The following is a 12870-nucleotide window of genomic DNA, read 5'->3' on the forward strand; positions in this document are numbered from 1 at the left end:
CTTCCATTCTCCTGAGCCACGTGAATCTCCCGCTAGAACGCGTAGCGAATGTTGGGCGCCACCGCGAACCCGAAAGCGCCCTTGGAGGCGAGGTAGTTCCCCGTGACCTCCAGCCCCACCGAGAAGTGGCGCAGCCGCGTGTAGTACTCCACTCCGGGCCCGGCAAACACAAGAATGTCGGAATCCGGGAGGAGCTTCTTGGGAGAGAACATCGCGTACCCCGCGCCGGCGCGCGCGTAGATCCACGTGCGCTTGACCTCCTGGCTGTCGGCGAAGCCCACCAGCCTGGCGCGCAGGACGGCGCCCGGCACCAGCATGGTGAAGTCACCGGAGGCCGCGCCCTGCGAGTAGCCGATGTAGTCGGAGCCCGCCGTGTTCGCGGAGCCCATGAAGAAGACGCCCAGCGACAGGCGCTCCCCCAGGTCGACGCCCAGCTCCACCTGGGCCATCTGGCCGGACGAGAAGGGCCGGGGCCCCTGCGACGCGGGCGGGTTGGCGATCCACGACGGGCCGCCATACACGGCGAAGTACACACCGCGCTCGACCTCGTCGAAGGTCACCGCGGGCCGGTCCCCGGCTGCGGACCCGGCGCTGGGAGTCTCCTGAGCGACCGACACCCCGGGAAGGAGGAAGGCGGCACACAGGGCGAGAGGAGCAAGGACTTTCTGCATGGAAGGCAGCCTGGGGGGGCAGGACTCCCGCGGGGAACGGGAGGAGGAAGTGAAGAAGCGGGCAGCCCTGTCGCCAGGGCCGCCCGCGCGGCACACGGATGAAGTTCGAGTCTAGGCTAGTCGCCGGCCTGCTTGAAGATGAACGGGTACGTCACGATCACGGAGCCGCCACCCTTGGGCTCCGGGAACTTCCAGGTGCGCACGCGGCCCGCGACGCAGGTCTCCAGGTCCGAGTTGCCCGCCGTGGACTGCGCGACGTTGGACGTGGCCACCGAGCCCGTGGCGCTGATGATGAACTTCACGGAGACCTTGCCGCCCAGCTTCGGGAAGCGGTTGAGCAGGCTCTCGTAGCAATAGCGGATCTGCCCGCGGTTGCGCTGGATGACCTGGCGGATGAGCTCCTTGTCCAGCGAGCCCATGACCTCCGGGTCCGAGGACGTGATGCCCACGTCCACGCTCTGCTTGCCGCCGAGCGTGCCCACGCCGGTGCCGTAGCTGCCGCTGCCGCCGCCACGACCCTTGGTGCCGATACCGCCGATGCCGATGCTGTCACCGGTGCCGCCACCGCCACCGCCGCTGCCGCGCAGGCCCAGGCCGCCGAAGCCGCCCGCGTCGCCCGCCTTCGCGCCGAACATGTTGCCCATGGCGCTCTTGAGCTCGCCGCCCAGGCCCGCCTTGCCGAAGATGGTGGAGATGCCGCCCTTGCCGCCGCCGAAGATCTTCGCGGTCAGGGCGCGCGCCTCGTCCTTCTTGTTCGGGTCGCCCTTGGGCGCGGTGCGGTTGGCGGCCTTGGGCTCGTTCTTCTTGCCCATCTGGCCTTCGTCAGCGCGGGCCTTCTGGGCCATCTCGCCCGACTTCTTCTCCTTCTGCTGGTTGAGCTTCTCCAGGAACTTGTTCTTCTGGGTCTCGGGCGCCTTGATGATCAGCTTGGCGATGCGCGCGTCGTTGCCCGCGAGCTCGTCCGCGTACTCATCCCCTTCCCCGCTGCTGTTCATCGAATGGATGACGAACGCGGTGGCGATGAAGAACATCACCAGGAAGATATTGAGCGCCGTGTAGTCCAGGTTCTCGCCCAGCGGCACGACGACGCGCTTGGGCGCCGACTGCAACTGCGCCTCCAGCGTGAGGCCGCCCAGGTCCACCCAGAGGAAGTCGTCGCCCTCCAGCGTCAGCGCGTACGCATCGCCGTCGCTGCTGGCCTTGCCCGACTCCATCACCGCTTCCAGGTCGAGCGTTTCGCCCTTGCGGGTCAGCTCGCCCTTCATCTTGCGCGCGAAGCGCACGGAGAAGGTCTGCCCGTCGGTGCGCAGCACTTCGAAGGAGGGGCCGCCCAGCTTGGCGTCGCCCATCACGAAGTCCACGCCCTTGGCGCTGCCCACCGTGAAGCTCTTCTTCACGCCCGGGGCCAGGAAGAACTCACCCACGCGCTGATCGCCCCAGAGCAGGCGCACCGACGCGCCCAGCGGGCCGTTGGACTTGGTGCGGCGCACGGTGCGCACGCGCGGCGCCTCCTCTTCCTCCGAAGGGGCCTCCGGAGCGGCGGCGGCGGGCGCGACGATCTTGTTCTTCTGCGTGGGCGCGACCGACGCATCCAGCGCCGCGGCGGCGGGCGGCGGAGGCGCGGCGACCGGAGCCGCCACGGGGGCGGCGACCGGCGCGGCCACGGCCTGCGCGATGGCGGCGGCGGAAGCGCCGGCCACGGGGGCCACGGTGGTGTTCTTTTCGGTGGGCGCGTCCGCCTGCGCGACGGCGGCGGCCAGGTTCACCGCGGCGACGGCGGCCGGGTTCTCCAGGCGGATGGTGGTGCCACCCACGCGGACCTCGTCACCGAAGGAGACCTGCCCCTTGTTGACGCGCTTGCCGTTGACGTAGGTGCCTTCGACGCTGCCCATGTCGATGATGGACATGGAGCCGTCGCCGGCCACTTCGATGACGGAGTGGATGCGGCTGACCTTGTCGTCCTCCAGGCACAGGTGCGCGGAGGAGAGACGACCAATCTTGATGATGTCGCGCTCGTAGTCCTTGGAGGCGACCAGCGTGTCGCCCTTGAAGACCTTGAGTGTCAGGGGTACGGCCATGAAGGGGGCTCCCGGTTCGCTTTGGCGCTCGTTGGACAACGGCTGCGGCGGAAGGTTCCCGCCGGCAATTCGTGGTGAATTACAGCTCGCCCACGGACTGCATGACCTTGTCCTCGAAGTCCTCGCGGATGCGGATGAGGTTCGAGTGCTTCACGGACTTGCGCGCCTCGACGTACTCACCATCCGGCTTCGTGAGGTCGCCCTCGATGGTGTCGTCCTCGAAGTCGACCGTGGACGTCTTCTGCATCTTCGCGCCACCACCGCCCGCCTTGTCCCCGCCCTCATCCTGGGCAAAGGCCGGAGCCACCGACAGCGTCACGCACAGCATCAGCCACTTCCGCATCCTGCCTCCACGAGGAGCCCCTTCCCGGGCCCACTTGTTCCGCACGGCAACCCCCGCGAATTCCCGGGGGCTCACAAGGTTCGCATCATCCGGAGTCGCGCCGCCAGCGTGAAGCCACTGGCGGGCTTCTCCCACATCACAGCAGGTCGTCGGTGGGCTCGTCTGAGTCCGCCGGGGCTGCATTCTTCTGGGCAGGCGCTGCCGGAGTGCCTCCCGCCGGCGTGGCCGCGGCCGGCTGGTTGCCGTTGCCGGCGGCCGGGGTGGCCTTGGGCGCGGTGCCGTCACCCGACACGGGCGTCACGGCGTTGGGCGCGGGCTGGCCCTTCTGCTTGGCCTCCTCCGCCTTCATCGCGGCCTGCTGCTGGGCCTGGAGCGCCTCCATCTGCTTGGCCTGCTCCTCCGCGGCCTTCGCCTCGCGCTTGGCCTGCACGATGCTCTCCGCCTCGCGCATCAGGCCGAAGACGGGGGCCTCGCCGTTGAGCGCGACCTCGCCGCCCGCCAGCGCGACGTACTTGCGGTACAGCTCCACCGCGCGCTCCGGAGCATCCTTCACCTTGTGCAGGATGATGCCTCGGTTGAGGTACGTGGCGCCCAGCTCCGGGTTGAGCTTCTCCGCCTCGTCGTACTCCTGCATGGCCTTGTCGTACTGGCCCTGGCCCTTGAGCGCGATGCCCAGGTCCACGTGCGCGGCGGCGTTCTTGCCATCCGCCTGCAGGATGCGGCGCAGGTGCTCCTCCGCGCCGGGGAAGTCCTCCGCGTCCAGCGCAAGCTGCGCCAGCGCCACGTGCGACGGCACGTAGTCCGCCTTGGCCTCCAGCGCGCTCTTGAACTGCACGCGCGCGCCTTCGTTGTCCCCTTCCTTCTGGAGGATGAGGCCCACGGCGTGGTGCAGCTCCGGATCCGCGCCGTCCAGCTTCACCGCGCGCAGCGCGACGAGCTTGGCCATGGCCAACTGCTTGCGCTCCAGGTAGCTGCGGATCATGACCTTCAGGGCGTTGGTGTTCGCCGGGTCGCGCATGAGCGCGGCGCGCGACAGCTCCATCGCCTTGTCGTGGTCGTTGTTCTGCCGGTAGATCTCCGCCAGACGGGCGCGCGAACCGGCGTCGTCCGGGTAGCGGGTGAGCACGTCCTGGTAGAGCGCCACCGCGCCGGCCACGTCGCCGGAGTTCTGGCGCATGATGGCCAGGTTGTCCGACGCCTGCCGCAGCGACGGCTTCTTGGTGAGCGCCGCCTGGTAGCGGGCTCTCGCCTCGTCGGGCTTGCCCATGCGCTCGGCGATGACGCCCAGGTTGTACTCGGCCTCCGCCAGGTTCTTGTCCGCTTCAGCCGCGGCCTTGAACTTGCGCTCCAGCGACGGGTAGTCGAACGCCTTGGCCTTCTTCTGCGCGTCGAAGGACTTCACCGCGTCATCGAACAGCAGCATGGCGCGGTTGGAGATGGACACCGGCCCGGTGGGCGCGGCGACGGGCTTGTCCACCACCGGCTTGACGGCCGGCTGGGACGACGTGCAGCCCACGGCGGTGAGGGCCAGCGAGGCCAGGAGGAGGGCGGGACGGAACGGGTGCGTGCGATTCATTAGAGGAAGTCCTCCGGCTCCTGATCATCAACGGTCTTCTTGGGCGCGCTGCCGTCCTTGGAGGCGGCGGGCTTGGCGATTTCGGACTCGGTCTGCTGACGCAACTGGTTGGTCAGCGTCGACAGGTCCTCGTTGAGCGCCTCGCTCTTGGCCAGCTTCTCCGGTTCGGGCTTCGCCGTCGGAGGCGGGATGTCCTGCACCGCGGCGAGCATGTCGCCCGCGAGCACGAACTCCTTGTTCTTCAGCGCCAGCTTCTCCTCCAGCACCTCCGGATACTTGTCCGGAGCGTAGGTGGTGCGGAGGATCTTCAGGCTCGCCGCGGCGCACTCGTTGAACACGCCCAGCTCGCGGCTCTTGGCGACCGCGCCGGAGAAGGCCTCCGTGGCCTTGTCCTTGAGCGGCTGCGCCTGGTTGGAGAACTCGTCGCGCAGGGCCTGTTGCGACTCCTCGTCCAGACCGCGCGGCATGGGCGCGTTCACCACGATCTCCGCCATGTGGTCATACGCCATGCCAATGCGCTGCAGCGCGCAGATGGCGGGCTCCGGGGCGCCCAGGGCCACCGTCTGCACGTACTTCTTCTGGACGACCTCCAGCGCGCGGCCCTTGTCGGCCAGCGAGCCCTTGAAGCGCTCCGGCGACGCGGGCACGCCCCAGTACAGCTTCAGACGCTTGTACTCCACCCAGTCCGGCTCGATGGCGAGCAGGTTCGCCTGCGCGGCGGCGGCCAGCGCGGGCTTCTCCAGCGACGCCTTCTGGTTGCGGCCGAGCTGGTCGAAGTACTCGTAGATGCGCTTGTTCATGCGCGTCACGTCGCGCGGCTTCTTCATCTTCTCGTAGATGGCGACGATGCGGCCCTCGGCGTTGAGGAACTTGCTGGACGAGCGCATGTTGTCGCGCTCGTACTCCTCCAACAGCTTGATGGCCTTCATGTATGCCCCCTGCTTCACGTGCAGGTCCACGATGGAGAGGAACACGCCTTCGGCGTCCTTCGACTTGGGCCACAGCTCCAGGTAGTGCTCGCGGTTCTTCAGCGCGGCCTTCAACTGGCCCAGGCCTTCACGGTAGGTGGAGGCGTTGAACAGGGCGATCTGCGCCTTGGACTCGTCCCACTTCTGCACCACCGCGGGCTTCGCGGGGCCGTCGTCGTTGGAGGCCTGCTTCGCCTTCGCCCTGGCCTTCGCCTTGGCCTTCGCGGCAGGGGCGCCGCCCTTCTCGCTCAGGTTGCGCTCGTAGCCGCGCACGTAGAGCTCGTAGGTGGACGCCGCGTCCTCGAAGTCGCCGATGGCCTCCAGCGCCTCCGCGTTCGCGTAGATGGAGTCCGGCACGTACTTGGACCGCGGGTACTCCGCGAACAGGCGCTTGCGGACCTCGATGGCCTTGTCCAGGCTCTTCGCCTTGTAATAGTCGACGGACGCATTGTAGAGCGCCAGGTCCGCGATCTCCGTCTGCGGGAAGTCGTGGACGAAGTTCAGGTACGCCTCGGCCGCCTTGGAGAACTCCTTCTTCTCCTCCAGTTGGCTGACGAGCTTGAACGACGACTGCTCAATCAGCTTCGCCAGGTCGTCGCGGAACTTGCCGACCGCCAGCTTGTCGTTCGCGTAGAAGCGGCGCGCCCACTCGTTCACCTTCGCGAAGTCCTGCAGCAGGTTGTACGAGTCCAGGATGAGGTTCGCGGCGATCTCTCCCGCGCGCTGGCCGTCCTCGAACTTGTACTCGGGGTAGCCGAGCGCGATCTCGCTGAAGCGCAGCACGGCTTCATCGAAGTGGTTGTGGCGGTAGTAGATGTTCGCCGCCTTGAAGGCGATCTCCACGCGCTTGTCGCCCTTGGGGACGTACTTGAGGTAGCGCTCGCACGCGTCGAGCAGCGACTTCTTCAGCGTGGGGATGGTGATCTTCTTGGTGATGTCGGTGCCGGCGGACTCGCTCTTCGCCTCGCCGCGCGCCTCGGCCGACTTGACGACCTCGTCGTACGCGAGCACGGCGTTGTAGGAGGCGTTGCTCAGCCACTTGCCCGGCTTGCCCGGCTTCGGCTTGCCCTTGTCGTCCTTGGCCTCCAGCACCTTGGCATCCTGGAGGACGACGAGGGTGTAGTTGGCGGCGGCCTTGTCGAAGTTCTGCAGGTTGTCGTTGAGAAGTTCCGCCCAGAAGAAGCGCAGGTCGTACGCCTTGGGGTTCTCCGGGAAGAGCGTGAGGTAGTCGCTGTACACGGCGTCCGCGTACTTGAAGGTCTCCTCGTTGCGCGTCTTCTTGCCCTCGTTGTGCCAGGTGACGGCGAGGTTGGAGAGCGTGCGCTCGGACAGCTCCTTCGCCTCCGCGAGCGCCTTCTTGTCCTTGTCGTCCTTGATGACGCCGGAGGACTCCACGTCCTTCATGATCTTCACGAGCCGGCGCACCTGGGCCACGGTGCGCTCCTTGTTGCCCATGCGAAGGATGCAGTCGACGATCTTGCCCTGGAAGCCGGGCGACTCCGGCGACAGCGGCTTCTCCTTGATCAGCGCGTTGTACGTGATGGCCGCTTCGCGGTCCTTGCCGTCGCCGTAGTACAGGTTCGCGAGCTGCTTCATCATCGCGAAGCGGTCTTCCGGATTGGTGGCGACCTTGCCGAAGTCCGCGCGGGCCTGCGTGACGTCACCCTCGCGGGCGAAGGAGCGTACGTAGTCGGCGCGCGCTTCACGCACGAGCGACCCCTTGGCCTTGGCCTTGCCGTCCTTCTCCACCGCGGCGGCACCCGCCAGCTCGCCGTAGAGGACCACGGTCTTGTACTTGTCCTTCGCGGACTCGTACTCGCCCATGTTGAAGTAGCACCAGCCCTGCTTGTAGAGGGCGAAGGCGTAGACCTGGTTCTCCGGGAACTCGGCGGCCTTCTTGTAGGCCACGAGCGCCTTCTCCAGCTCCGGGCGCTTGCCCTTGGAGTTGTTGAAGTAGTACTCGCCGAAGGCGAAGTACGCGTCCGGGATGTACTTGGACGTAGGGTGCTTCTCGATGAGGCGCTTGAACGCGACGAGCGCCTTCTTGTCCTGGCCGTCCTCCATCAGGTACTGGCCGAGGAAGAAGAGCACTTCGTCCGTGCGCTCGAACTTCGGGTACTCCTGGACGATCTTCGTGTACTGCTCGACGGCGTACTTGCCGTTCTCCTTCACCTTCGCCATCAACTCCGCCTTCTCCGCCTTGGCCTTCTGCTGGCCCGCGGCGTCGTTGCGGTTCATGGCGACGATGAGCTCGTCGTCCTTCCGGTTGGCTTCGAAGAAGAAGAACTTCGACTCCTCCCAGTAGAGCTCGCCCAGGCGGAACAACAGGCTGGGGGCCTCCTTCTGATCAGGAGACAGGGAGATGATCTTGCGCAGCGATTCGATCTGTTCGCGGCGCTTGGAGGCGACCTGCACCTCAACGCCCAACCGGAACTGATCATATTGCAGCGTGGGAGCGGCCTGCTGGGCTTCCTTCGGGCGCGTGATGTCGCCAGCGAGGGACTTGTCCACGGTGGTCGTGGACTTCTTGCCCAGGTCAGCGTCGCGCAGTGCTTTCTTCTCCTGGGCCGAAGCCATGGAAGTCAGGAGAACGAGGCAAACGAGTAACGAGCGGCGCATGGTCTTCCTAGGAGCGAGGGACCGGCGTTCCCGATGGCCTGCCTGCTTGGCAAGTGTCCGGGAATCTTCGGGAATTTCCATGAGGGGACCCGTACTATGCGCGGTTTCCGCAAGGCGGGTCAACTTGGACGGACGGACGTCAGGTCCGTTGGATAGCAGGCGAGAAAACTTCAATTTCGTTGTGCTCGGAGGGCGGCCAGACAGGTGTTGAACAGGGGCCGGAAGGTTGCGATGAGGGATCCAGGGAGTATGGGAAGCGGACGGTCGCAAGACTGGCCGCCCTGCCTGGAGCCGTTCGCGGATCATGAGCCTTCTGCCGGAGAGTGCCAGCTTTGAAGAGCTGGTGCAGGACTACTACCTCGCGGTGCGTGGCTCGGGGTTGATGCTGTCCGCGTTGGATACCCAACTCGTCACGGCGTGGGCGCAGGAGGGGGTTCCCTTCGAGGTCGTCGCGCGCGGCATCTCTCGTTCCGCCGAAAAGGCGCTGTGGGACGCGCGGCCCGGGGAGCCGGTGCTGCGCTCGCTCCGGGCGTGCCGGCGTCAGGTGGAGACGGAGATCCGCAAGTACCGCGATCTGTCCGCGGGCCAGGGGGAGGAGGCCGCCCTGGAAGTGAAGAAGAAGCCGTCCCGCTCGTGGGAGGAGGTGCGCCATGCGCGGCTGTGCACGGCGCTCCGGGCCCTGACGGAGCGGGAGTCCACCCTGGCGCCCCGGGTGCACCGGCTGCTGGACACGGTGCTCGCGAGCGTGCCCCGGGAGCCCGCGGCCATGGATCAGCAGGAGGCCTGGGCGCTGCTGGTGCTTCTACGTGCCCTGCCCTTCACGGAGCGGCGCACGGTGTGGCGCGAGGCCCGGACGGGCGAGCAGCAGCTCATGACGGCCCGTGCGCGGCGGGTGTCGCGCAGGTTCCGGTTGCAGGCGGCGGTGCGCCGGCGGCTGGACATGAAGGAGACCTGAGGCGTTGGGTCAGTTCCGAACGCCTGAACGGAAAATCAGCGTACTGACGGGCACGGCCGACGGTGTTATGGCTGGACCCCAGATGGCGGCCAAGGCGAACGGCGAGGCGTGCGGGGAGTGCGGCGGGCGGACGTACCTCATCGAGCGGCGCGGAGATCTCGCGTCGGCGAGGGTGTGTACGTGCTCGGAAGCGTGCCCGGTGTGTGGCGGGCGCGGGCACATCCTGGTGGAGAAGGAAGGCACCTTCAGCAAGAAGGTGGGCGCGCGGACCTACGAAGTGCTCCAGCCGTGCATGTGCACGCTGCGGCGCAAGCGGGTGGCGCTCTTCAACGACGTGCAGATGCCCGGCGTCATGGCGCACGCGTCGTTCGACAACTACCGCGCCTTCAACGAAGCCCAGGACCGGGGCCGGGGCGTGGCGATGCACTTCGCCCACCAGTACGTGAAGGGCGACACGGCGAAGAACAAGGGCTACGTGCTCAGCGGGCCGGTGGGCACGGGCAAGACGCACCTGCTGGCGGCGACGCTCGGGCACCTGGTGCTGGAGATGGGCGTGCGCTCCCGGTACGTGGAGATCTCCCTCCTGTACGCGACCATCCGGCGCGGGTTCCAGGACGGCAAGAGCGGCGGAGAGATCATCGGACCGCTGTCGGAGGTCGAGGTCCTCGCCATCGACGAGTTGGGCAAGGGGCGCGGCAGCCCCTTCGAGATGGAGACGCTCGATGAGCTGATCGCCCGGCGCTACAACGCGGGGCGCACCACGCTCTTCGCGACGAACTATTCACTGGAGCCGGAGCGCAAGGGCGCGCGCAGCACCGCGCCGACGGGCTACCGCACCACCGACGACACGCGCACGGCGATGAAGGACGCGGAGCTGCTGCGCGAGCGCGTGGGCGAGCGCATCTACAGCCGGCTGTGCGAGATGTGCAGCTTCGTGGAGCTGCCGCGCGACACCCCGGACCGGCGGCGCACGCGGCAGGAGATGGATGCGCCTCCGCCCCTGGGTGGGATGCGCAACCCCGGGCGCTGATCACCGCACCCTCCGCCCCTCAAGGCGTGATGGCGCGCACCAGCGAGTTGCCCGCGTCCGCCACGTACAGGGTGCCGTCCGGGCCCACCGCGAGCCCCGCCGGCAGCACCAGTTGGGCCTCCTTGCCCGAACCATCCGCGTGGCCGTAGCGGCCACTGCCCGCGAGCGTGGTCAGCTTCTCCGGCTCCCCCGCCGCGTTGAACACGAGTCGGCGCACGCGGTAGTTGCCGGGGTCGGACACCGCGAGCGAACCATCCGGCAGCAGCGCCAGGCCCAGGTACGGCAGGAGCTGCCCGCCTGACGGCTCTCCGTCCCTGAAGCCGGGCGTCGAACCGGCCACCACGGAGGTCACGCCATTGCGCACGCGAAGCACGCGGGCCATGCCGCTCTCCACCACGTAGGTGGTGCCGTCGGCCGTCTGGACCGCTGCGGAGGGCCGGTAGATCCAATCGCCCTGCAACGTCGTCACCGGGTTGCCCGGCAGCACCAGGTCGATGCGGCGGATGACGCCGTTGTTCAGGTCCGCGACGAGCAGCCCCGTTCCATCCGGCGTGAAGGACAGGCCCGCCGGCTGGTTGAAGGCCGACGCCAGGGCGAGGCCGTCCTGATAGCCCGGCCCGGTGCCCGCGAACACCTCCGCCTTGCCCTCCACGGGGATGCGGCGGATGAGCGCGTTCTCCGTGTCCGCCACGTAGATGTTCCCCAGCGCGTCCGCGGCGATGCCCATGGGGCCGATGAGGCCGGTGAGCACCGTGCGGATCTTCCCGTCCGCCGACACGCGCTTGACGCTGTTGCCCAGCGAATCCGCCACCGCCCAGCCGCCGTCCGGCATCACCGCGACCGCGAGCGGCGCGCCCAGCTCATTCGCCGCCACCTTGCCGTCCGAGCGGCTGCGCTTGCCCGGCTCGCCCGCCACCGTGTGCACGGCCTGCGCGAACGGGCCCACGGCCGGGGACGCCGCCGGCGGCTGGAACTTCACCAGGTCGTCCGGCACCTTCCGGCCCAGCGCCTTGTAGAGCACGTTGGCCACGATGCGGCCCGCGCGAGGATCCGCCACGCGGTCCCCCACCCCGGCCAGCTTCTGCACGAAGTCGATGCCGCCCGAGGAGAACACGTACGCGTCGCCCTGCTTGCGCACCACCATGTGCGCGAAGCCAAAGCCGCCCTGGAGCGACAGCAAGGGGGACTCGGCGAGCACGTCCACGCCGGCCGGCTGACGACCGTTGTTCACCAGTTGGTCCACTTCGTAGCCATTGGCCATCCACAGGGTGTCGCCCGCCTTGAGCCCCGTGCCGGCGAAGGCCCAGTGGTCCGGCGCGGTGATGACCGTGGGGAAGGGCCACTGGTGCCAGCGCGCCTGGAACTGCACGCCCAGGAGCGCGTTCTCCGGCCGGGGCGCGGGCAGGTCGCGGAACTTCACCGTCCTGCGCTGATCCTTGTACGGATCCGCCGCGTGGCCCTTGTAGCAGGTGACGATGCGGCGCTCGCGGCCGTCCGCCGCGGGTTCGAAGCGCACCTGCCAGTAGGCGTTGTTCGCGCCCAGGTTCAACAGCGATCGGCCGTCCGCCAGCGAGCGGTCCGCGTAATCCCTCTGCTTCGAGGACCAGTACTCGTCATGCCCGGACATCACGAACACCTTCGCGCCACGAAGGAAGTCGTAGCTGGAGTCCATGTCCTCGTCAGTGAAGTAGCCCACGTCCAGGTCCTGCGACTCCAGCCACATCACGAGGCTCAGGTCGTCCAGCATCAGGTGCCCGGAGCCCTGGCCCCGGTAGTAGGGCCGGTCGTAAGAGGACTGGAACGCGCGGGCGACGCCGTGCGCCTTCATCACGCCCTTCTGGTCGTCGTAGAGGCTGGTGCCGCCCCAGGTGTTGTACGCCGCCCAGTTCGAGGTGGGGATGAGCACCGCCACCTCGGAGCGCGGGTTGGCGTCACGCACGAAGAAGGGCACGTAACGCGAGGGCTGGTCCTCACGCACGAGCTTCACCACGTACACGCCGCGCACCCAGTCCTTCTGGATGGGGATGTCCAGCGTGGGGGACCACGCGCATGCGATGACGCCCGTCGTCGGATCCGCCGGGCAGTCCGCCTGACGCGTGCCCTTCACGGGGCCACCCCGCGCGACTTCGCGCGCACCCACGCCGCCGTAGTAGCCCAGGCGATAGACGAACCACGTGAAGTTCTTCGCTTCGGATAGGGACACCGCCACGCGCAGGGACTCGCCCTGCGTCACGGTGGCCTGGAGGGGATAGCCCTCGACTTCACGCTGGTTGGCGTTCTTGGTGATGCGCCAGTTGGCGGTGCCCTTCTTCTGGTTCTCCTTGTGCACCGCGTCCGCGTCGCGCGGGGGCAGCGAGGAGCCTCCATCCGGAAGGGTGCCAGCGTCTGGCTCGTCGTCCGGAATGCCCGCGTCGTATTCGGGAACGATGACGCCGCCGTCCGCGGACGCCGTCACGCCCGCGTCGTCGGTGTTGAGGGGCGGCTCGTCGTGGCGGTCGCCGGGGGGCGCCTCATCCACTTCCGACGCGGGGCCACAGGCCGACAGGATGCCCACGGTGACGCTCATCAGGACCAGGGCGCGAATCATGTTTCGCATGCGGGAGACTCCAGGTGATGGAGGCAACAATGCC

At 67.9% G+C, this 12870-nt stretch carries 8 protein-coding genes; 2 read left to right on the forward strand and 6 right to left on the reverse strand.

The window, feature by feature from the left end:
* Positions 1 to 32: 32 nt before the first annotated feature.
* The 5 genes from cglE to D7V88_RS11290 form a co-directional block, all read right to left on the reverse strand.
* Positions 33 to 560: an adventurous gliding motility protein CglE gene (gene cglE / locus D7V88_RS11270; protein WP_244238098.1), complete on the reverse strand. Its 528-nt coding sequence runs from the start codon at positions 558 to 560 to the stop codon at positions 33 to 35.
* Positions 561 to 787: 227 nt separating this feature from the next.
* The gene (gltG, locus tag D7V88_RS11275) at positions 788 to 2749 is read right to left on the reverse strand and encodes an adventurous gliding motility protein GltG (protein WP_120540632.1); all 1962 of its coding nucleotides are present in this window, start codon (positions 2747 to 2749) and stop codon (positions 788 to 790) included.
* A 79-nt stretch (positions 2750 to 2828) separates the two neighbouring features.
* Positions 2829 to 3092, reverse strand: a complete 264-nt coding sequence (cglF, locus tag D7V88_RS11280) for an adventurous gliding motility protein CglF (protein ID WP_120540633.1) — start codon at positions 3090 to 3092, stop codon at positions 2829 to 2831.
* Between the two features lie 136 nt (positions 3093 to 3228).
* The gene (gene gltE, locus D7V88_RS11285) at positions 3229 to 4668 is read right to left on the reverse strand and encodes an adventurous gliding motility TPR repeat lipoprotein GltE (RefSeq protein WP_120540634.1); all 1440 of its coding nucleotides are present in this window, start codon (positions 4666 to 4668) and stop codon (positions 3229 to 3231) included.
* The gene (locus tag D7V88_RS11290) at positions 4668 to 8255 is read right to left on the reverse strand and encodes a tetratricopeptide repeat protein (protein ID WP_208726224.1); all 3588 of its coding nucleotides are present in this window, start codon (positions 8253 to 8255) and stop codon (positions 4668 to 4670) included. The genes gltE and D7V88_RS11290 overlap by 1 nt, the downstream gene beginning before the upstream one ends.
* Positions 8256 to 8559: 304 nt before the next feature.
* Here D7V88_RS11290 and D7V88_RS11295 point away from each other — a divergent pair, with 304 nt between their 5' ends.
* The gene (locus tag D7V88_RS11295; protein ID WP_120540636.1) at positions 8560 to 9210 is read left to right on the forward strand and encodes a hypothetical protein; all 651 of its coding nucleotides are present in this window, start codon (positions 8560 to 8562) and stop codon (positions 9208 to 9210) included.
* Between the two features lie 67 nt (positions 9211 to 9277).
* Positions 9278 to 10240, forward strand: coding sequence for an ATP-binding protein (locus tag D7V88_RS11300; RefSeq protein WP_120540637.1), 963 nt, complete (start codon positions 9278 to 9280; stop codon positions 10238 to 10240).
* A 19-nt stretch (positions 10241 to 10259) separates the two neighbouring features.
* Here the strand turns inward: D7V88_RS11300 and D7V88_RS11305 are convergent, their stop codons facing one another.
* Positions 10260 to 12836, reverse strand: a complete 2577-nt coding sequence (locus D7V88_RS11305; RefSeq protein WP_120540638.1) for a N,N-dimethylformamidase beta subunit family domain-containing protein — start codon at positions 12834 to 12836, stop codon at positions 10260 to 10262.
* Between the last annotated feature and the right edge of the window lie 34 nt (positions 12837 to 12870).

It is taken from the genome of Corallococcus terminator, from assembly GCF_003611635.1.
GTDB lineage: Bacteria > Myxococcota > Myxococcia > Myxococcales > Myxococcaceae > Corallococcus > Corallococcus terminator.

Bases quoted from the DNA above. Each gene is read 5' to 3' on its own strand.
- cglF (WP_120540633.1), bottom strand. From the start codon at position 3,092: ATGCGGAAGTGGCTGATGCTGTGCGTGACGCTGTCGGTGGCTCCGGCC.
- gltG (WP_120540632.1), bottom strand. From the start codon at position 2,749: ATGGCCGTACCCCTGACACTCAAGGTCTTCAAGGGCGACACGCTGGTC.
- D7V88_RS11300 (WP_120540637.1), top strand. From the start codon at position 9,278: ATGGCTGGACCCCAGATGGCGGCCAAGGCGAACGGCGAGGCGTGCGGG.
- D7V88_RS11305 (WP_120540638.1), bottom strand. From the start codon at position 12,836: ATGCGAAACATGATTCGCGCCCTGGTCCTGATGAGCGTCACCGTGGGC.
- gltE (WP_120540634.1), bottom strand. From the start codon at position 4,668: ATGAATCGCACGCACCCGTTCCGTCCCGCCCTCCTCCTGGCCTCGCTG.
- D7V88_RS11295 (WP_120540636.1), top strand. From the start codon at position 8,560: ATGAGCCTTCTGCCGGAGAGTGCCAGCTTTGAAGAGCTGGTGCAGGAC.
- D7V88_RS11290 (WP_208726224.1), bottom strand. From the start codon at position 8,255: ATGCGCCGCTCGTTACTCGTTTGCCTCGTTCTCCTGACTTCCATGGCT.